The sequence below is a fragment of the Roseibium sp. RKSG952 genome (assembly GCF_009711355.1).
Genome location: NZ_SMMF01000059.1, coordinates 1 through 231 on the forward strand (window position 1 = coordinate 1; position 231 = coordinate 231).

Sequence of the window (231 nt, forward strand, 5' to 3'; positions counted from 1 at the left end):
AGATCCGGCGGTCGGTGAACTCCGGAACCCGGTCAAACTCCCATTGAAAGCTTCTGTAGGTGGCTGGGCCCTCGTCGTGCAATCGGTCGACCCACCAGACGAGGTTGTCCATGACCTCGACGCGCGAAACGCGGTAGTAGGCCACAAGGGCCCTGACGATCCGGCGTTTGTTCGGGTAGCACATCTTAAGTATCTCTTCGATGTGATCCAGAAGCGCGGCAAACCCCTTCC

1 pseudogene is annotated in these 231 nt (G+C 58.9%); it reads right to left on the reverse strand.

From position 1 onward, the window contains the following. A pseudogene (locus E1297_RS48650) lies at window positions 1–231 on the reverse strand (hypothetical protein); the annotation flags it as partial.